Source organism: Candidatus Pelagibacter sp. HIMB1611 (assembly GCF_052047715.1).
In the GTDB taxonomy this organism is placed as follows: Bacteria; Pseudomonadota; Alphaproteobacteria; order Pelagibacterales; family Pelagibacteraceae; genus Pelagibacter.
This window is the reverse complement of the sequence record NZ_JBNAJM010000001.1, coordinates 1046504-1066907: the sequence shown is the minus strand read 5'-3', so window position 1 is coordinate 1066907 and position 20404 is coordinate 1046504. Positions and strand designations below refer to the sequence as shown.

General features: G+C 27.6%; 21 protein-coding genes. 11 read left to right on the top strand and 10 right to left on the bottom strand.

Going from position 1 to position 20404, the window contains the following annotated elements; all coding sequences use genetic code 11:
- Positions 1 to 104 precede the first annotated feature (104 nt).
- Genes ACTTAS_RS05770 through ACTTAS_RS05745 form a run of 6 tightly spaced genes read left to right on the top strand, consistent with a single transcriptional unit; the run spans position 105 to position 6524 of the window.
- The gene (locus ACTTAS_RS05770) at positions 105 to 923 is read left to right on the top strand and encodes a TIGR01459 family HAD-type hydrolase (RefSeq protein WP_440678666.1); all 819 of its coding nucleotides are present in this window, start codon (positions 105 to 107) and stop codon (positions 921 to 923) included.
- Positions 917 to 1840 carry a bifunctional riboflavin kinase/FAD synthetase gene (locus tag ACTTAS_RS05765; RefSeq protein WP_440678665.1) on the top strand — a complete coding sequence of 308 codons (924 nt, stop codon included), beginning with the start codon at positions 917 to 919 and terminating at the stop codon, positions 1838 to 1840. Before ACTTAS_RS05770 ends, ACTTAS_RS05765 begins: the two co-directional genes overlap by 7 nt.
- Entirely contained in the window at positions 1837 to 4566 is a 2730-nt protein-coding gene (ileS, locus tag ACTTAS_RS05760; protein ID WP_440678664.1) for an isoleucine--tRNA ligase, read from the top strand. The genes ACTTAS_RS05765 and ileS overlap by 4 nt, the downstream gene beginning before the upstream one ends.
- Positions 4566 to 5072, top strand: coding sequence for a signal peptidase II (lspA, locus tag ACTTAS_RS05755; protein WP_440678663.1), 507 nt, complete (start codon positions 4566 to 4568; stop codon positions 5070 to 5072). Before ileS ends, lspA begins: the two co-directional genes overlap by 1 nt.
- A complete protein-coding gene (locus ACTTAS_RS05750; RefSeq protein WP_440678662.1) occupies positions 5059 to 5370 on the top strand; it encodes a DUF3035 domain-containing protein in 312 nt (103 codons plus the stop codon). The genes lspA and ACTTAS_RS05750 overlap by 14 nt, the downstream gene beginning before the upstream one ends.
- Positions 5370 to 6524, top strand: a complete 1155-nt coding sequence (locus ACTTAS_RS05745) for a glucose-6-phosphate isomerase (protein ID WP_440678661.1) — start codon at positions 5370 to 5372, stop codon at positions 6522 to 6524. The genes ACTTAS_RS05750 and ACTTAS_RS05745 overlap by 1 nt, the downstream gene beginning before the upstream one ends.
- On the opposite strand, the gene rsmD is transcribed toward ACTTAS_RS05745, so the two are convergent.
- Positions 6521 to 7084: a 16S rRNA (guanine(966)-N(2))-methyltransferase RsmD gene (rsmD, locus tag ACTTAS_RS05740; RefSeq protein WP_440678660.1), complete on the bottom strand. Its 564-nt coding sequence runs from the start codon at positions 7082 to 7084 to the stop codon at positions 6521 to 6523. The two genes, ACTTAS_RS05745 and rsmD, sit on opposite strands and share 4 nt — an antisense overlap.
- The gene (gene purD, locus ACTTAS_RS05735) at positions 7081 to 8346 is read right to left on the bottom strand and encodes a phosphoribosylamine--glycine ligase (RefSeq protein ID WP_440678659.1); all 1266 of its coding nucleotides are present in this window, start codon (positions 8344 to 8346) and stop codon (positions 7081 to 7083) included. The genes rsmD and purD overlap by 4 nt, the downstream gene beginning before the upstream one ends.
- Before the next feature lie 23 nt (positions 8347 to 8369).
- On the opposite strand from purD, the gene ACTTAS_RS05730 reads away from it, so the two are divergent.
- Positions 8370 to 8558 carry a DUF2093 domain-containing protein gene (locus ACTTAS_RS05730; RefSeq protein WP_440678658.1) on the top strand — a complete coding sequence of 63 codons (189 nt, stop codon included), beginning with the start codon at positions 8370 to 8372 and terminating at the stop codon, positions 8556 to 8558.
- Positions 8559 to 8568: 10 nt separating this feature from the next.
- Here ACTTAS_RS05730 and ACTTAS_RS05725 read toward each other — a convergent pair whose 3' ends face one another.
- Genes ACTTAS_RS05725 through ubiA form a run of 5 tightly spaced genes read right to left on the bottom strand, consistent with a single transcriptional unit; the run spans position 8569 to position 14195 of the window.
- The gene (locus ACTTAS_RS05725) at positions 8569 to 9429 is read right to left on the bottom strand and encodes a lysophospholipid acyltransferase family protein (protein ID WP_440678657.1); all 861 of its coding nucleotides are present in this window, start codon (positions 9427 to 9429) and stop codon (positions 8569 to 8571) included.
- A gap of 3 nt (positions 9430 to 9432) precedes the next feature.
- Positions 9433 to 10359, bottom strand: a complete 927-nt coding sequence (gene lpxK / locus ACTTAS_RS05720) for a tetraacyldisaccharide 4'-kinase (RefSeq protein WP_440678656.1) — start codon at positions 10357 to 10359, stop codon at positions 9433 to 9435.
- A complete protein-coding gene (locus tag ACTTAS_RS05715) occupies positions 10340 to 11590 on the bottom strand; it encodes a 3-deoxy-D-manno-octulosonic acid transferase (protein WP_440678655.1) in 1251 nt (416 codons plus the stop codon). The genes lpxK and ACTTAS_RS05715 overlap by 20 nt, the downstream gene beginning before the upstream one ends.
- A gap of 2 nt (positions 11591 to 11592) precedes the next feature.
- Positions 11593 to 13329 carry an ABC transporter ATP-binding protein gene (locus ACTTAS_RS05710; protein WP_440678654.1) on the bottom strand — a complete coding sequence of 579 codons (1737 nt, stop codon included), beginning with the start codon at positions 13327 to 13329 and terminating at the stop codon, positions 11593 to 11595.
- Complete coding sequence (ubiA, locus tag ACTTAS_RS05705; RefSeq protein WP_440678653.1) at positions 13329 to 14195, bottom strand: 4-hydroxybenzoate octaprenyltransferase; 867 nt, start codon at positions 14193 to 14195, stop codon at positions 13329 to 13331. The genes ACTTAS_RS05710 and ubiA overlap by 1 nt, the downstream gene beginning before the upstream one ends.
- Before the next feature lie 52 nt (positions 14196 to 14247).
- Between ubiA and ACTTAS_RS05700 the strand changes: the two genes are divergently transcribed.
- On the top strand, positions 14248 to 14652 hold the full coding sequence (locus ACTTAS_RS05700; protein ID WP_075506429.1) for a DUF2721 domain-containing protein: 405 nt from the start codon (positions 14248 to 14250) through the stop codon (positions 14650 to 14652).
- On the opposite strand, the gene ACTTAS_RS05695 is transcribed toward ACTTAS_RS05700, so the two are convergent.
- From ACTTAS_RS05695 to ACTTAS_RS05685, 3 genes are read right to left on the bottom strand one after another with little or no spacing between them, the layout of a single operon-like run.
- Positions 14649 to 15620 (bottom strand): quinone oxidoreductase family protein, encoded by a 972-nt coding sequence (locus tag ACTTAS_RS05695; protein ID WP_440678652.1) that lies wholly within the window; start codon positions 15618 to 15620, stop codon positions 14649 to 14651. The two genes, ACTTAS_RS05700 and ACTTAS_RS05695, sit on opposite strands and share 4 nt — an antisense overlap.
- A 3-nt stretch (positions 15621 to 15623) precedes the next feature.
- Positions 15624 to 16460, bottom strand: coding sequence for a pirin family protein (locus tag ACTTAS_RS05690; RefSeq protein WP_440678651.1), 837 nt, complete (start codon positions 16458 to 16460; stop codon positions 15624 to 15626).
- Positions 16461 to 16478: 18 nt separating this feature from the next.
- The gene (locus ACTTAS_RS05685; RefSeq protein ID WP_440678650.1) at positions 16479 to 17144 is read right to left on the bottom strand and encodes a haloacid dehalogenase type II; all 666 of its coding nucleotides are present in this window, start codon (positions 17142 to 17144) and stop codon (positions 16479 to 16481) included.
- 16 nt (positions 17145 to 17160) lie between these two features.
- On the opposite strand from ACTTAS_RS05685, the gene ACTTAS_RS05680 reads away from it, so the two are divergent.
- The 3 genes from ACTTAS_RS05680 to ctaD all read left to right on the top strand — a co-directional run bounded on the left by ACTTAS_RS05680 (position 17161) and on the right by ctaD (position 20375).
- Entirely contained in the window at positions 17161 to 17862 is a 702-nt protein-coding gene (locus tag ACTTAS_RS05680; RefSeq protein ID WP_440678649.1) for an RsmE family RNA methyltransferase, read from the top strand.
- Positions 17863 to 17923: 61 nt separating this feature from the next.
- Complete coding sequence (coxB, locus tag ACTTAS_RS05675) at positions 17924 to 18739, top strand: cytochrome c oxidase subunit II (RefSeq protein WP_428080982.1); 816 nt, start codon at positions 17924 to 17926, stop codon at positions 18737 to 18739.
- A 1-nt stretch (position 18740) separates the two neighbouring features.
- Positions 18741 to 20375, top strand: coding sequence for a cytochrome c oxidase subunit I (gene ctaD / locus ACTTAS_RS05670; protein ID WP_075506423.1), 1635 nt, complete (start codon positions 18741 to 18743; stop codon positions 20373 to 20375).
- Positions 20376 to 20404: the final 29 nt, after the last annotated feature.

The window sequence follows — 20404 nt, the reverse complement described above, 5'->3', positions numbered from 1 at the left end:
TATGAGCCTCATATAGATATTTCATAGCCTATTTCAAGATGAGAGAATCTTTTCAGAGTAATTATGCTAGGAAAATCTAAATATTATGGTTTATAGGTAAAATAATGACCAAAAATTTAGACTTAGATGGCCTTCAGTCAATTGCTGATAATTATGACCTTTTTTACATAGATTTATGGGGGGTCATTCATAATGGTGTCAAATTACATAACTCAGCAATAGTAACTCTAAATGAACTAAAGAAAAAAAATAAAAGTTTTGTTCTTTTAACCAATGCTCCTAGACCGAATACTACAGTAAATAAATTTTTAGAAAAAATGGGTATGAGTGAAGATTTGAGGGAGCATGTTTATACCTCGGGTGAAGCAGCTTTAAATTTTTTAAAAACATCTTTCAAATCAAAGAATTTTTTTCATATAGGTCCCCCTAGAGATTTTGATTTATTCAATGAATTTAAAAATAATAAATCAACCGAACTAAATGAGAGTGAATATTTACTTTGCACAGGTTTATTCGATGACCATGAAGATGATTTAAGTTATTACAAAAACCTATTTGAAAAACACACAACAAAAAAAATGATTTGTACCAACCCTGATTTAATTGTTGATCGAGGAAATATTAGAGAATTGTGCGCAGGTTCAGTTGCTATGGTTTTTGAAAAAATGGGTGGAGAAGTAATTTATTTTGGTAAACCTCATGCTGAGGTTTATAATCAGTCTATAGACAATATTGGTAAGAAAGTTTTGGCAATTGGTGATAATTTAAATACAGATATAAAGGGTGCTAACTTATTAAATTACCATTCCTTGTTGGTTTGTAATGGAATTCATAAAGAAGAAATACAGAACAAAGGAGTTACTGAAGTATCAAAAGAGTATGAAGCTATCGTTAATTTTACTCAAACACAATTAAAATGGTAAAGTTATATAAAAATTTCAATATTAATAATCATCATAAAAATTCAATTATATTAATTGGAAATTTTGATGGTCTTCATTTAGGACATCAAAAATTATTTAAATTAGCTCTATTATATAAAAAAAAATATAATTCAAAAATTGGTGTAATTAATTTTGATCCAATGCCCAAGATATATTTTAACAATTCATTGAAGAATTTTAAAATTTCGTCTGTAAATCAAAAATTAGAATTACTTAAAGAATTAAAAGTAGATTTTATAATTACAAAAAAGTTTGATAAAAATTTTTCTAAAATAAAATCAATTAAATTCATAAAAGAAATTTTATATAAAAAACTCAATTGTAAATTTATATTTGTAAGTAATAATTTTAGATTTGGAAATAAAAGAGAAGGTGATGTTAAATTACTTATACAAAATGAGAAAAATTATAATTATAAAGTTATTAAACCAAAGCCACTTTTAAAAAGTAAAAAAATAGTATCTTCAACGATAATAAGAAACTTACTGGAAAAAGGTGATTTAAATAGAGCTAATAAATTTTTAGGAAGAGAGTGGACCATTGATGGAATAGTTCAAAAGGGAAGACAGGTTGGAAAAAAAATTGGTTTTCCTACATGCAATATAGATATTAAGGATTATGTCTTAGCACAGCCAGGAGTTTATGCGGTAAGGGTATTAAGAAAAAAAAATCAAAAAAAATTGAGTGGAATAGCAAATCTTGGCTATAGACCCACATTTAATCAAAAAAAAATCTTACTTGAGGTTCATTTGTTTAATTTTTCTGGAAATCTTTATAATAAGCTTTTATCAGTGCAGTTTTTAAAGTTTATTAGAAAAGAAAAAAAATTTAAGAATGTTGATCAACTCAGAAAACAAATTAAATCTGATTTAAATATTGCAAAAAAAACTAAATGAGCAAATCTGATATAAATCTACCTAAAACAGCTTTCTCAATGAAAGCGAACCTGCCTACTAGAGAACCAGAAATTCTAAATTATTGGCAAAAAATAAACCTTTATGATGAATTAAGAAAATCAAGCAAAGGTAAAGAAAAATTTGTCTTACATGACGGCCCTCCATACGCAAACGGCAACATTCACATGGGGACAGCATTAAATAAAATTTTAAAAGACATAATTGTAAAATTTCACCAAATGGACGGTAAAGACTCAATTTATGTACCTGGATGGGATTGTCATGGTTTACCAATCGAATGGAAAATAGAAGAGGAATATAAAAAAAATAAAAAAAATAAAAATGATGTTCCTATAGTTGAGTTTAGAAAAGAGTGTAGATCTTTTGCTGAAAAATGGATTGAAATTCACAAAGGTCAATTCAAAAGATTGGGTGTAGTTGGTGATTGGGAAAATTATTATTCTACAATGAGTTTTGATGCAGAGGCTCAGATAGTAAGAGAACTTGGTAAATTTCTTAAAGAAGGAAGTTTATACAGAGGATATAAACCAGTTTTATGGTCAACTGTTGAAAAAACTGCTCTTGCTGATGCAGAAGTAGAATACCAAGACCACAAGTCAGATACTATATATGCATCGTTTTCAGTAAGGTCGTCTAAAATTAAAGAATTAGAGAAAAGTGAAATTATAATTTGGACAACAACACCATGGACAATTCCTGCTAATAAAGCATTAGCTTATAACGAGGCTTTAGAATATGTTTTATTGCAAGTTAATGATGAGGGAGATTTTCAAAACAGAAAAATAGTTGTTGCACAAGCTTTACTTGAGTCAGTAATAAAAGAATGTGGAATTAAAAATTATAAAGAGATTAAAAATTTTAAGGGAAAAGAGTTTAAAGATACTATTTGTAATCATCCCTTTATTAATTTAGGTTATGAAACTGAAATCCCAATGTTAGAAGCAAGATTTGTGACTACAGAGCAGGGGACAGGAGTGGTTCATTGTGCGCCAAGTCATGGGCCTGATGATTTTAATTTATGTTTGAATAATGGAATTAAAGCAATAGAGACAGTTGATGGTGACGGGAAATATACGGATAATGTAAATTTATTTGAAGGTATTCATATTTTTAAAGCCAATCCAATAGTAATTGAAAAACTTAAAGAGCAAAAAAATTTATTATCTAATGGTGAACTAGTCCATTCTTATCCTCATTCTTGGAGATCAAAAGCACCATTAGTTCATAGAGCAACACCTCAGTGGTTTATTTCTATGGAAAGTCACAAACTAAGAGACAAAGCTTTAAAAGCTATAGATGATACAACATTTTATCCAAGTAAGGGAAAAGAAAGATTAAAATCTATGATCGAAACTAGACCTGATTGGTGTGTTTCTAGACAAAGGGTATGGGGAGTACCTCTACCTATTTTTGTTAATAAAAAAACAAAAGAAATCTTAGTTGATGATGAAGTTAATGAAAATATTGCATCTATTTACGAAAAAGAGGGATCTGACTGCTGGTTTTCAGATGATCCGCAAAGATTTTTAGGTGATAAGTACAATGCCCAAGATTATGATAAATTAAGCGATATTGTTGAGGTTTGGTTTGATAGTGGGTCAACTCATTCATTTGTATTAGAGAAAAGAAGCGATCTTAAATGGCCAGCATCAATGTATTTAGAAGGCTCAGATCAACATAGAGGGTGGTTTCATTCATCATTATTAGAATCATGTGGAACTAGAGGTAGAGCTCCTTTTGATTCAATTTTATCCCATGGTTTTGTTGTAGATGGAAAAGGTTTAAAAATGTCTAAATCATTAGGAAATGTGATTGCTCCAGAAGATATTTTAAAAAAATATGGAGCAGATATTTTAAGAATTTGGGTAGCATCATCAAATTATTCAGAAGATTTAAGAATAGATTATTCAATCTTAGATCAACACGCAGACTCTTATAGGAAGATTAGAAATACATTTAGATATTTATTAGGAAATCTAAATGATCATTTTGAGATAATTAATCTTGAAAAAATAGAATTAAATAAATTACCTGATCTAGAGCAGTACATGCTACACAAATTGTATTCTTTAAACAATAATTTCAAAAAATATTTTGAGAATTATGATTTTCATAATTTGTATAAAGAATTATTAAATTTTTGTACTGTAGATTTGTCAGCTTTTTATTTTGATATAAGAAAAGACACTTTATACTGTGACTCTTTAGATAACCCTAAGCGAAAATCAACTATTTTATTGTTGAATATAATTTTAAACTCTCTGCTTAGATGGTTTGCTCCAATTTTGTCTTTTACAACTGAGGAAGCTTATCAATTATTATTTAAAAACCAGAAAAGTATTCATTTAGAAAACTTTTTAAATTTTCCAAAAAACTTTCATAATGAAAAATTAAATCAGAAATGGATTGAGTTAATTAAAATCAGAAATTTATGCAATGTAAGTATAGAAGAAAAAAGAGCAGACAAAGTAATAGGATCGAGTTTAGAAGCTGAAATTAAAATTCATTTGGATCAAAATTTAGAAAATATTACAAAGGATATAGATTTTTCAGAGCTTTGTATTACTTCCAAAGCTGAAGTTGTCTATGAAAATAACATTGACACAAATGTTCTTACTGAAAAAGCAAAAGGAACAAAATGTTCGATGTGTTGGAAAATAAACGAAAAAGGATGTGCCAGATCTAATTGTCCTCAAAACTCTTAATGCCTTTAAATAAAATATTTAAAAATTATTATTTAGAAACGATTTTAATTTTAATTATTTTTTTTTTAGACAGAATATCAAAACTATTTGTGATTCATCAGGATAAACTAAATTTTAATTCTGAAATATACTCATCAAAATTTTTGAATATTAATCTAATTTGGAATGAAGGAATAGCTTTTGGATTATTTTCATTTAATGAAGATTATTTATATAATTTACTAACTTTTCTGATATTTTTAGTAATTATTTTTATTATTTTAATGATAAGGAAAAGTGATCCTTTAAGAAAATTTGCACTGTTATTGGTGCTGGGTGGCGCTTTAGGAAATTTTTTTGACAGATTAATTTACAAAGCTGTACCAGATTTTATAGATTTTCACGTAGGAAATTTTCATTGGTTTATTTTTAATGTATCAGATATATTTATAACCTTAGGTATAATTTTAATGATATTAATTGAAATTATAAATAAACCTACAAAAACAAATAATGAAAAAATTTAAGTTAATTTTTATTTTAGGGTTAATATCAACTATTTTATCAGGATGTAATACAGTTAAAGAAGGTTTTAAAAATCCCAAAAAAAATAGTAGTGACGAGTTTTTGGTAGAGAAAAAATCACCTCTGGCGATGCCACCAGAATTCAACGAGCTTCCTATTCCTAATCAAAATAAAGATACCAAACAAAAAGAAGAGAATAAAATTAAAAGTCTAATTACAGATAGTAGTGCGAATACCGAACAGGAAGTATCAGATATTGATCTAGAAGGATCTATTTTGGGCAAAATAAAAAATAATTAATGCTCACAAAAAATATCAAACTAAAGCTTTTTAAGGAAAAAAAGTTAAACAGAAACTTAAAAAAAAAATTAACAATCCTTCTTAAAGAAGATAATTTTATAATCAGATCGTTAAAAAAAGAATACAAAAATAATTTTAATAAAAAGACAATTTCTAAATTTAAAAGGTATATTAATTATAGAGTTATTGGGATGGGAGGATCTTCACTAGGAACTCAAGCAATTTATGATTTTCTAGGACATAAAATAAAAAAAAAATTTGAATTTTTAGATAATTTAAAATCACATACGAAAAAAAATATAAAAAAAAAATATTTAAATTTAGTAATATCAAAGTCTGGCAATACCACTGAAACTATTGTTAACACAAATATCTTTGTCAAAAAAAAAAGTGAAAATATTTTCATTACCGAAAATAAAAAAAATTATCTTCATATTTTAGCTGAAAAATTTAAATCAGAAATAGTTCATCACAATAATTTCATAGGTGGAAGATACTCTGTTTTATCAGAAGTAGGAATGTTGCCAGCAGAATTGATGGGTCTAGATTCAAATAAATTTAAACAACTTAACAATTTGATAAAAAATAAAAATTATTTTAATTCTTTAGTAAATAACGTTGACCAAATTTTATTCCTCGCAAAAAGAAAAAAATTTAATTCAGTAATCATAAATTATGATGAAAAATCAACAAATTTGTTCAATTGGTATCAACAATTGGTAGCTGAAAGTTTAGGCAAAAAAGGTATTGGTATTCTTCCTATTGTTTCAAATATGCCAAAAGATAATCATAGTGTTATGCAATTATATTTAGATGGTTTTAAGAATAATTTTTTTACTTTTTTTTATGTAAAAGAAAAAAATTCTCTGAAAATAAACAATAATCAAATTTTACAAATGCAAAGTTATTTAAAAAATAAAGATATTGATCATATTATTTATGCTCAAAAACTAGCTACAGAGAATGTTTTTAAAAATAAGAAAATACCCTTCAGGAGTTTTGAGATTTTGAAAAGAGATGAAAAAACTTTAGGTGAACTTTTTACTTTCTTTATTTTAGAAACAATCTTGTTGGGAAGAGCTCTTAATATTAATCCTTTTGATCAACCAGCTGTAGAGTTAATTAAAACTGAAACAAAGAAAATTTTATCTTAAATAAATTTTCCAAATATTATTTTAGAAATCCCATATTTTTTTTCTTCAATAATCTTAAATTTGTCTGGAAAATTATCCTCTCCTTTTTTATGTCTATGAATAATTATTATTCCATCTGGTTTGAGAGTTTTGAATTTAGAAAGATTATTTAATATAGTATTAATTTCTTTTTCTTTGTATGGAGGATCTAAAAAAATAATATCAAATTTTTCTTTTTTTTCTAAAAAATCAGTATCGATAAAAATATTCTTCTCAATAATTGAATAATTATTGATCATCTTTAAATTTGTTAAATTATTTTTTAAGATTGGTAATATTCCTTTGTAATTTTCTACAAAACTCACATGTTTTGCTTTTCTTGATAGACATTCTAAACCAAAAGATCCTGTTCCAGAAAATAAATCTAAGACATCAGATTTTTCAAGGTTTATAGAAAATTTATTTGAATGATTAATAATATTAAAAATAGACTCTTTTGTTAAATCTTTTAAAGGTCTTGTTTCTTTATCTTTAGGTTCAAGAATTTTTTTACCTTTGAAATTACCACCAATAATTCTCATTTATTAATGACTTTGTACCCGATATCTTTTCTAAAAAAACCTTTTTCCCAATTCAATTTTTTTAAGTTTTCATGGATATTTTTTTTGGCTTCACTGTATGTGTCTGAAAGTGATATGAAATTTAATACTCTTCCTCCAACAGCATAAATTTTATTATCCTGTATTTCTGTTCCTGCATGAAATATATAATTATTTTCATTTAAATTTAATTTCTCAAAATTATTTATAATTATATTTTTTTCATATTTGTCTGGGTAACCATTTGAGCATAATACGACACACAAACTTTTTTTATTTATCCATTTTATTTCTATTTCATCAAGTTTTTCATCAATACATGATTGAAAAATTTTAATGATATCAGTGTCTAAAGTTGGCATAATTGTTTGACACTCAGGGTCACCCATTCTTACATTGTATTCAATTAAAAATGGTTCATTCTTAACAATCATCAATCCAGCATATAGAAAACCTCTATATTTTGTTCCTAAATCATTTATACCTTTTAATGTTGGTTTTATTATTTTTTCTAAAATTTTTTGCTCTAATTCTTTATTAAATAATCTTGATGGTGAGTATGCACCCATACCCCCAGTATTTTTACCTTTGTCTCCTTCTCCGACTCTTTTATGATCTTGAGCTGATCCAAAATATTTGAATGTTTTTCCATCACTAACTATAAAATAGCTCATTTCTTCACCTTCTAAAAATTCTTCAAATAGAATATTCTTTGCACTCCCAAACTTTCCTTCAAATATCTCTTTTACTGCTAAATAAGATTCTTTTTTTTCTCTACAAATGTAAACACCTTTTCCAGCTGCTAAATTATCTGCTTTAATTACTAGTGGGTGTTTTGCACTATCAATATAATTATAAGATTCCTCAGCACTTTTAAAAATACCAAATTCTGCAGTGGGTATGTTATATTTTTTACATAGTTTTTTTGTGAAAATTTTTGAACCCTCTAATTGAGAAGCAACTTTGTTGGGCCCAAAGACTTTTATATTTAATTTTTCAAGATAGTCTACAATACCATTTACAAGTGGATCTTCAGGACCAACAACAACAAGATCAACATTATTTTTATTTAAAAATTCATAAACTTTATTGAAGTCATTAATATCTAATGAAATATTTTCAGCTAGCTTAGATGTTCCTGCATTACCAGGAATACAATAAATTTTTTTAATTCTTTTTGACTTAGATATTGAAAAAGCTAAAGCATGTTCTCTTCCTCCACTACCTAAAATTGCAATTTTCATATAACTATTTATATATCTTAGAAATGAAAAATAAATTAGCTAAATTAAAATATCTACCAAATAACTTTAATGTATTAGAGCCTGGTGATCATGTTATATGTGCTATTTCAGGAAAAAAAATTTTGTTAGAAAATTTAACCTATTGGAATGTAGATAAGCAGGAAGCATATTATTCATATATAGAAGCAAACAAAAAAAGAGAATTATCATAAAATAATAAATTTACTTCCAACGGTTATGAGTCCATATCCAATGCTCAGGTTTTTTTGTTATCATTTTTCCTAGAATTTTATTAAGTTCATCAGTAATAAAATTTATTGATATATCTTTTGAAAAAAATATTGGTTTATCAATAGTTATTTTAAATTTTAAATCATTTATTCTTTCTATAAAGACTGGCACTATGGGAATGTTATATTTTTTAACCAACTGTGCTGGTATCGTTGTGGTTAATGCTTTTTTGTCAAACAATTCACTTAAAATACCTTCCGATACTCTTTGATCTATCATTAAGGCAGTTGAAAAATTTTGCTTTTTATATTTTACTAAATTTTTTAAACCACCGATACCTTTTTTAATTTGATTTTTACAGATATATTTTTTTCTAATTTTTTCCATTATCAGATTTAAAAAAATGTTATTTAGTGGACGATAAATTGTGGCAAGTTTAATCCCGTTTTTTTCTAAACTCATTGCCATTAATTCAAAATTACTGAAATGTCCTGATATAAAAACTACTTGTGAATTTTTTTCTTTTATTTCATCCAAAACTTCTTTACCTTCAATTTCTATATTTTCTTTTAAATTTCCATTTCTAAAATCTTTAATAAAAATATATTCGGCAAATACTCTACCGTAATTATTCCACATTAATGTTTTGATTTTATTTAGATTTTCTTTGCTTATGTTAGGAATCGCTCTTTTGATGTTTTCTTCAATAATTTTTTTAGACCTAAATAGTGGTCCAATATTTTCAAATATTTTTCCACTTAGTCTTGAAGATAATTTCACTCCTAATATTTTAAAAAAAATAAAACAAAAAATAGCAAGTAAAAATTGAAATAAATATTTTATAAGCTTCATATTTTAAATTATTGATTTAATAAATTTTTCTTCTTCCAGGATTTTCAATTTACATTTTATAAACTTTAAATTTTCGAAATTCATATTTTTTAATCTTAAATAATCCTTTTCAGTCGTCACTATTTTACAACCTGTTTCTTTTGATAAATTAGTTATTTTTTTTATATCATTATCTTTATACTGATAGTGATCTGGAAATTCGAAATCTCTTAAAATTTTAAAACCATATTCTTTCATCATTGAAACAAATGTTTTGTGATTACCAATACCTGAAAATACTAAATATTTATCCTCAATATTAAACTCATTCAAATTTTCTGGAATGTACTTTCCTACATTTATGTTTATTTCTGGATTTATGTTTAAAATTTTTTGCTTCAAATATTCTAAATTTTCTAAGTTACCGTTTATAAATACTTGCTTATAATTTTTTAGGTTATTTATCTCCTCTCTTAATGGACCTGCTGGTATAGTAAGACCATTTCCAATCCAATTTAAATTATTAAAACAAACTATTTTTTTATCATATTCAATACTTTGATCCTGGAGACCATCATCTAAGATTGCAATCTCAAAGCCTTTATTTTCTGCATCTTTGATGGCAGTAAATCTTTTATTTGATAAAAAAAGTTGACCATGATTTTTTAACAGAATTTGTTCGTCTTGCTGATTATTATAAAATTTTTTTACAAAACAAGTTTTTATTTTTTTTTTTTCTAAAATATTTTTAAGTTCTATACTTAACGAGGTTTTACCAGTTCCTCCTAAATAAATATTTCCAATACAGATAGTTTTTATTTTAAATTTATTTTTTTTTTGCTTACTTTTTAAAAAACTTAATAATTGAATTAATTTTGCAAGAGGAAGCAATATGTACGCTAATAAATTAGGTTTTTCATTTTCCCAAAATCTAGGTTTTTTTAAATTCATTTAGGATATATTTATCAAGTTCTTTTATAGTTTTTTTTAAAATTTTATCTCCAATATTTTTTATTTCCATCCCAGTATTATTATTTTTTTTGAACTTAATTAATGAAGCTAATTGTTTTGGAGAATAAATAGTTTTAGAGACATTTAAAGATTTAAGAAGTTTATAGATATCAGTAAAATTGCTTATGTTTGGACCGTGTAAAATATTTGCACCAAATCTTGCTGCTTCTAATGGATTTTGTCCACCTCTATTAATAATGGAGCCACCTAAAAAAACTGATGAACTGATTTTGTGAAATTTTTTTGTTTCACCAAAACTATCAACTAAATAAATATCTGTATTTTTAAGGTTTTGTTTTTTAGAACTATGCAAGGTAACTTTTAATCCAAGATTATTTAATTCAGAACTGATTTTATATACTCTATGGATATGTCTTGGGATAATTATTGTTAAAAGATTTTTGTATTTTTTTTTTAGATGAATATGTGTTTTACCACAAAATAATTCTTCTGGATCATGTGTACTTGAAGCAACCCAGATTCTTTTTTTTTTAAATTCAGACTCTAAATTGGATTTAAATTTATCAAAATGATAATTTCCAATCTCTGCAAATTTTAAATTTCCTAGATGATTAATTTTACTACTTGTAAGTTTTTTTAAATAAGAGTTCGTTTCTCTGTTTTGTGGATAGGCAATTGTTAAATTATCAAATACTGATTTTCCAAAGTTCTTGATTTTAATCCAATTATTATATGTCTTTTTTGTTAATCTTGCGTTTATCAAAATGAGAGGAATTTTTCTTTTTTTAATATTTTGAAACATGCAAGGCCAAATTTCTGAGTCTATAAATATTGAAACATCTGGTTTCCAAAAATCTAAAAATCTATTTGTAAGTAGATAGAAATCTATAGGGTAAAATTGATGTATGGTTTTTTTAAACTTAAATTTTTTAATTACTTTGGATGAACTTAATGTGCTAGATGTAATTAATATTTGTTTAACTGATTTATTTTTTTCATAATATTTAATTAAAGGAACAATACTCATAATTTCACCTACACTTGCCCCATGAAACCAAATGAGTTTACCACTGGCTCTTTTTTTTGATGGAAAACTAAATTTTTCTATAAATCTTTGCTTATCTTCTTTTTTTTTTATTATCCTAAAAATAATTATTAAAGGAGATAATAATATAATAATTAAAATAATTATTTGATAAAGAAATAGCATTTTTACTTTTGTATTTGTTTTTCATAAAAGCTTTTGTAAATTTTAGAATGTTCAAGCAAATATTCGTGTTTCCCATTATCTATTATTTTTCCATTATCAATTAAATAAATATTATTTGAATTAAGAACAGTTGATAGTCTGTGGGCTATGACAACTGTTGTTTTATTTTTCGTTAAAATTTTTAATGCTTCTTGTATCTTTGTCTCAGTTTCCGAGTCTAAAGATGAGGTTGCTTCATCAAGAAGAATTATTGAGCTTTCTTTCATCATTGCTCTTGCAATTGAAAGTCTTTGTTTTTCTCCACCAGACAATCTGACACCATTTTCACCAATTATAGTTTGATATTTATTTGGTAAATTGTTTATAAATTCATCACAAAATGACAATTTTGAAACTTTTAAAACTTCTTCATCAGTAGCGTCTTTTTTTGCATATTTAATGTTATTCATTATAGTATCATCAAAAAGTGTTGTTTCCTGACTTACAAGTGAAATCTCTTTCCTCAAAGAATTTATACTTACATCATATATAGATTGATTATCTATTGTGATGTCTCCAGATATTCTGTCGTAAAACCTTGGGATTAAATTCATAATTGTAGATTTTCCAGAACCACTATGGCCAACTAAAGATGTCATTTTTCCTCCATCAAATTCTAGATTAATAGAATTTAATGTTTGTCCTTCTTTAACATCATATGCAAAATTAATATTAGAAAATTTTATATCTGAATTTTTTATTTCAAGATTACCTGCATGTAACTTATCTTTAATATTATTTGCTTGATCAATTATTGGTAAAATTCTAGAGGCTGCCGATAAACCCTGATTGGACACAAGGTTAAGTGTAGATAAAGATCTCACTGGCTGATAAGCAAGCATCATAGCTGCTAAAAAAGAAAAAAAGTTATTAATTTCTAATTCACCTTTTGACATTAACAAACCTGAATAAAAAATTAAAATTGCAATCATTATACCAGTAAGAGTTTCCATTATTGGAGACATTCTTACATAAACTGTTTGTATTTTTTGATTTTTTTCTTTTAAATCTGTTAAAAATTTATCTGCTCTCTTTTTTTCATAATTTTCTTTTTGGAAAATTTTTATAAGTTTATGATTTTTAAAAAGCTCTACTAAGTAGGTTGTTAGTAAACCCGATTTTTGTTGAGCTTCGGTAGTAACTTTATTCATTCGTTTTCCAAGTGTTTTGGCCGATACGCTAGCTAGTGGTATCATAATAATTGAGATTAAGGCCAATTGCCAGTTTTGCAGAAACATTACTATTAATAATCCGATTAAAGTCAGAGAGTCTTTAAATAAAGTTAATATCGCATCACTTAACAACTTGGTTATGTTGGTTACATCAAATGTAAGATTTGAAATAAATTTACCTGAATGTTTTTTATCTATAATTTGGGTATCTGTTCCAATTAAATTGTTGACCATATCAAATTGAAGTTTTTTTTTAACAGACTCTCCAACATCTATCATTGTAGCTTTAGCAAAATATAGTGACACCCCTTTAGTTGTAAAAGCAACAATTATCATAATAGGTATAAGTAATAAAAGAGATTGATCTTTATCTATAAAAAGTTTTTTAATTGCAGGATCTAAAAGCCATGCAATTGACGAAGTGCTTCCAGCTACTAAAAGAGACAAAAAAGCAGATAAGAAAATTTTCTTTAAAAATTTTTTTGAGTAATCTTTGTATAATCTTTTATATAATTCAGACTTATTCATCAGAAGTTTTGAGAAATTAAAATATTTATAAAAATAATAGCACCAAATAAGTTATTACTTTTAAAAGCATTTAAACAGCTTTTTGGATCTTTAAAATTAAAAATTTTCATTTGATACAAAAATAAATGTACAAATGACAAAATAGATAAAATAAAATAAATATAATTGAAGCTCATTAGCAAACCACCGACTACAAATAAAACAATTAAAATTGAGTAGCATAAGAATAAAAATTTTTTTGCATTTCCTTTAAATTTAATTGAGGTTGATTTTAATCCTATAATTTCATCATCTTTAATATCTTGAAACCCATATATCGTGTCATAGCCTAATGTCCAAAATATGGCTCCTAAATAAAATAAAATTGGAATTATATCAATTTGACCTTTGATTGCCGTCCATCCAAGTATCAAACCATAATTGAAAGTAATACCTAAAAATAATTGAGGCCAATAAGTAAACCTCTTCATTAAAGGATATGTAAACGCAAGTGGCATTGAACCTAAAGCAAGAATTATAGTAAATAAGTTAAAATTGATTAAAACTAAAAAAGCTAATAAACAAAGAATAATAGAGTAAACAATTGCCAGCTTTACAGAAATTTTTCCTGAAGCTATAGGTCGATCCTTAGTCCTAAAAACTTTAGCATCAAATTTTCTATCTAAAATATCATTTACGATACAGCCAGCTGAACGCATTAAAACTGCTCCAAGAAAAAATAAAATTAAATAAAAAAAATAGTTATCCCAACTCGATGAAAAATCATATGCTAGAGTTAGACCCCATGCACATGGCCAAAATAAAAGCATGTAGCCAATAGGTTTTTTTAATCTTGTTAATTCTATGAAAAGTTTAATTTGGTTCATAATATTTTACTTGTAAATAACAAAGGGTAGTTTCATAATCAAATTGATTCGTATGAACATAGATTACACAGTTACTGCTCTAATGTTTCCAGCTATTCCGTTACTTATGAGTGTTTATAGCAATAGATTTCACTCTCTAAGTATCTTAATTCGTCAGCTTCACGATGAACATGTTTATGAAAAGCATATTCCTCCTGAATGGAAGAAGCAGTTTATTAATTTAAGTGGAAGGATAACACTCCTTAGATGGACAATTTTATTTGCTTCATTTGGCTTCCTATTTAATATGCTTACAGTATTTGCACTTTATTTAGATGAAGTATTTGCAGCTAGAGTAATTTTTGGCTCATGTTGTTTATCCATGATTATATCAATTATTTTTTTTATAAGAGAAATTCAAATTTCAACTAATGCACTTAAACTCCATATGTCTGATATGGATGTAGATGTAAACTAGGGAAGTATAACTGCTGGACCAGTAAGAACTCTTGACTCTAAATCTTTGTGCGCTTGTGCAATATCTTTTAGAGAATATTTTTTTGAAATTTTTACTTTTACTTTTCCACTTGAAGCCATTTCAAAAACTTTATTTGCAGCCTCATCTAACTCTTCTCTTGTTGTAGTGTACTGCATGATGCTTGGTCTTGTTAAATAAAGTCCTTTTGGTTGAATTGATTTTGCAACATTAACAAGATCTAAAGGTCCAGATGCATTTCCAAAGGAAACCAACATTCCTCTTAATTTTAAACATTCAATTGAACCATCAAAAGTATTTTTTCCAACTCCATCATAAACAACAGACAAACCTTTTCCTCCAGTAATCTCTTTTACTTTTTCAGCAAAATTGTCTTTGTTATAATTAATCACATGGTCGTAGCCATTTTGTTTTGCATTTTCTATTTTTTCATTTGAACCAACAGTACCAATTACATTGCATCCTAAACTTTTAGCCCATTGTCCGAAAATTTGACCAACACCACCAGCTGCTGCATGGAACAAAATATCTTCTCCAGATTTTACAGGATAAGTTTTGTGTAAAAGATAAAAGGTAGTTATTCCTTTTGTCATCAAAGTTGCTGCTGTTTCTAAATCAACACTATCAGGAACTTTTACCAAGTTTTTAGTTGGATAATTTCTATGAGTTGAATAAGCACCAAGAGGAGCCGCACAATATGCAACTTTATCTCCAACTTTAAAATCTTTTACATCTGAACCAACTTTAGTTATTTCTCCTGCTCCCTCTAAGCCAATAGGAGACGGAAGAGTTAATGGATAAAGTCCTGATCGATGATAAGTATCAATATAATTTAATCCAATAGCATGGTTTTTAATTGTTACTTCATCAGCTTTTGGTTCCTCAAGCTTAAGTTCTTTATATTCTAAAACTTCTGGTCCACCTGCTTTTGATACTATTACTGAATTCATAATCTATTTTACAAATGTACCATTATGATAATCTTGTACTGCTTGCAAGATTTCTGCTTTAGTATTCATTACAAAAGGTCCACCTCTTGCAATTTCCTCATTTATTGGCTTTCCAGATATCACAAGAAATTTAGCATCTGTTTTTGCTTTTACTTTAAGCTCTTCACCTTTTGTTAATAATATTAAAGTACTATCCTTAACATTATCATGTTTTTCACTACCGATTTCGATTTCACCCTCAATTAGGTAAATAAATGTATTATGAGTTGATGGAATATTAAAATCAAATTCTTTGTCTTTTTTTAATTTTACATCAAAGTAAACTGGTTCAATGTTATGACCTTTTACAGGTCCTTCAGCATTTTCAAATTTACCTGCAATAACTTTAACTTGTTTATCATCATCTTTATGAACACTCATTTTGTCAGCATCAATATAAATGTACTCAGGCTTACTCATTTTCAATTTAGCAGGCATGTTAATCCACAATTGAAAGCCATGAAGTCTTCCTTCTTTCATAGCTGGCATCTCTGAATGAATAATTCCACTTCCTGTTTTCATCCACTGAACATCACCTGCAGTCATTCTTCCTTCACCACCAGTGCTATCTTTGTGTTCAAAATCTCCCGCTAGCATATAAGTAACGGTTTCAATTCCTCGATGTGGGTGAGGGGGAAAACCAGCAATATAATCTTCGCTATTTTCAGATCCGAATTCATCTAGCATTAAGAAAGGATCAAAGTAATTTGGTTCTACACCAATACTTCTTTTTAATTTTACTCCTGCACCATCTGAAGCTGGAATAGGATCTATAATTTTTGATACTTCAATTGATTTCATGGATACTGATATAATTATCTACTTAGTTATATCAAGTAGATCATTTAAGTTTTTAATTTCATTTTGTGGTGAATAATCAAGTTTATCAAAGATATTATTGTTTCTATTTACCCATATAGAATTGTATCCATAGTTTCCTCCTCCAGATACATCCCAAGTATTTGCACTTAAAAAAGCAACTTCATTTTTTTCAATTTTATATTTTTTTATTGGCATATCATAAACTTTAGAGTCAGGTTTAAAAATACCAACTTCTTCGATAGAAAAAATATCATCAAATAAATTGTCTAATTTATTGCTTTGTACTAATTCATTTAATAAAGAAGGTGTACCATTAGAAAGTATTGCTAGTTTAAAATTTTTTTCTTTTAAAGATTTTAATACTTCTGGAACTTCCCCAAAAGGAGAGAGAATTTTATATAGATTTAATAATTCATCCCTCATTGAATTATCTATTTTAAATACACTCATTGATTTATCCAAACTGTCTTCAGTGATTTGCCAAAAATCTTTATGTCTTTTCATTAAACTTCTAAGCCAAGTATATTCTAATTGTGTTGTTCTCCAATAATTTGCAAAAGCCTCCCACTTATCACCAATTTTATCTTTGCATTTTTCTGCTGCTGAATTTACATCAAATAAAGTGCCGTAAGCGTCAAAAATTATTGCTTTAATATTTTTCATAAACTAATTTAATAATATGAGTAACATTAGATTATATTTTTCTAAAAGTTTATCTAATAATTTAACTGGTACACTTGATAAATCTCAATCACATTACTTAAACAAAGTAATGAGAGTTAAAGAAAATGAAGCTTTCTCATTATTCAACAGTAGTGGTGAATGGGAAGCAAAAATTTTAAATACCTCAAAAGGTGTTGTTGAATTTAATATTACAAAACAATTAAGACAAAAAGAAAATCCAAAAGAATTGTGGTTGGCATTTTCTCCAATTAAATCAAATTACTTTAACTTTATGATTCAAAAAGCAACTGAGTTAGGAGTTACAAAATTTATTCCAATAATATTTGATAGAACGATTGTTCGTAAAATTAATAAAGAGCGATTAGAGAAAGTAATAATTGAGGCATCAGAACAATCAAATAGAATTAATGTTCCAGATATCGAAGACCCAAAATCATTAGATGATTTTTTAAATAACAATAAAGTTGATTTAATTTTTACTGATCTAAATTCTGAAAATACCAAAATAGATTTAAAGAAGGTTACAGATAAACCTACATGTGTAATTATAGGTCCAGAAGGAGATTTTTCTGAAGAGGAAAGAGCTAAGATTCTAAAATTTAGTGGGGTTCAACCGTTGAAAATTAATGAGAATATATTGAGATCTGAAACAGCCGTAATTTCAGCTATATCGATCATAAAATACGCCATAAATTGATATTTTGTCGCGAAAACTAAAGTGTAATTTTTTTGAAGACGTTCTATATAGGGGTAAAAATATGAAAAAAATTTTAATAACAATTCTTTCAATTTTAACTCCTGCAGTTGCATTCGCTAACCAGCCAAAGGATTGGCAATTAGGTTTTCAAAAAGCAGCATCAGAGTCTATGAGAGATATCGTTAATTTTCATGACAAATTGTTATTACCAATCATAATTGCGATAAGTGTTTTCGTTTTATTTTTGATGGTCTATGCATGTATCAGATTTAGAGCATCAGCAAATCCAGTTCCTTCAAAAAGAACTCACAATGTTGCTGTAGAAGTTTTATGGACATTAATTCCATGTTTAATTTTAATCGTAATGGCAGTTCCATCGTTTAAAATTTTATATAAACAAGATTCAATACCAAAAGCAGATGTAACAGTTAAGGCAATCGGTTATCAGTGGTACTGGGGATATGAGTATCCAGATGAAAATATTATTTTCGACTCTTACATGATTGAAGATAAAGATTTAAAAGAAAATCAGCCAAGATTATTAGCTGTAGATAATGAACTAGTTGTTCCAGTAAATAAAGTAGTTAAAGTTTTAATTACCGCAAATGATGTTTTACACGCTTGGGCCTTACCATCTTTTGGAGTTAAAAGAGATGCAGTTCCTGGAAGAATAAATGAAACATGGTTTAAAGCAGAAGAAGTTGGAACTTATTATGGACAGTGTTCTGAGCTTTGTGGAATTAAACATGCTTTTATGCCGATTACAGTAAGAGTAGTTTCTGAAGAAGAATATCAAGAATGGCTTACTGGTGCTAAAATAAAATTTGCAAAAGAAATTAATGAAGAAGATCAATTTAAAAAACTAGCGAGTAAATAATATGTATACACAAACTGCATCACACGACGATCATCATACACCAACAGGTTGGAAACGTTGGGCGTATTCAACTAATCACAAAGATATTGGTACAATGTACCTTATATTTGCAATTGTTGCAGGTGTGATCGGAACTGCATTCTCAGTTTTAATGAGAATGGAATTGATGCATCCAGGTGATGGAATTTTGGGTGGAAACTATCATTTATACAATGTCTTAGTAACAGGTCATGGTTTAATCATGATCTTCTTTATGGTTATGCCAGCAATGATTGGTGGTTTTGGAAATTGGTTTGTACCAATTATGATTGGTGCACCTGATATGGCATTCCCAAGAATGAATAACATTTCATTTTGGTTGTTACCAACTTCATTCATTTTATTAATCATGTCTATATTTATGGATGGCCCTCCAGGTCAAACTGGAGTTGGTGGTGGATGGACAATCTATCCTCCTTTATCATCTACAGCAGGACAGCCTGGTCCAGCAATGGACTTTGCTATTTTAAGTTTACACTTAGCAGGAGCGTCTTCAATTTTAGGAGCGGTAAACTTTATAACTACAATTTTAAACATGAGAACTCCAGGTATGACATTGCATAAAATGCCTTTATTTGCTTGGTCAATTCTAGTTACAGCGTTCTTATTACTTTTATCACTTCCAGTATTAGCAGGTGCGATCACAATGCTATTAACTGATAGAAATTTCGGAACTGCATTCTTTGATGCTCAAACAGGTGGAGATCCAGTATTATTCCAACACTTATTCTGGTTCTTTGGTCACCCTGAAGTTTACATTTTAATTTTACCAGGTTTTGGAATGATCAGTCATATTGTTTCAACATTCTCAAGAAAACCAGTATTTGGATATTTAGGTATGGCATATGCAATGGTAGCAATTGGAATAGTTGGTTTCGTTGTATGGGCTCACCATATGTACACTGTTGGTTTAAGTACAGATACTAAAGCTTATTTCTTAGCAGCGACGATGATCATTGCCGTACCGACGGGAATTAAAATATTTTCTTGGATAGCAACTATGTGGGGTGGTTCAATATCATTTAAGACACCTATGGTCTGGGCTTTAGGGTTTATATTTTTATTTACAGTCGGTGGAGTTACAGGTGTTGTTCTTGCAAATGCAGGTGTAGATACAGCAATGCATGATACTTACTATGTAGTAGCTCACTTCCACTACGTATTATCTTTAGGTGCGGTGTTCGCAATCTTTGCAGGCTTTTATTACTGGTTTGGAAAAATGAGTGGTTACGAGTATTCAGAATGGTTAGGTCAATTACACTTCTGGTTAACATTTATTGGTGTAAACTTAATTTTCTTCCCTCAACACTTCTTAGGTTTAGCGGGGATGCCTAGAAGATATGCAGATTACCCAGATGCATTTGCTGGTTGGAATTATATATCTTCAATTGGATCATATATTTCTGTAATTGGTTTAGGGGTATTTTTCGCAAATCTAATTTATGCATTTTATAAGAAAAAAGCTGCTGCCCAAAACCCCTGGGGTGAAGGAGCAACAACTTTAGAGTGGACAGTACCGTCTCCTCCAAATTTTCATACTTTTGATGAATTACCGAAGTTTGAAGATGAAGAGAGTGCAGAAAAATCTACTACTTAAAAAGTATTTAGATTTTTTGTCTAAAATTA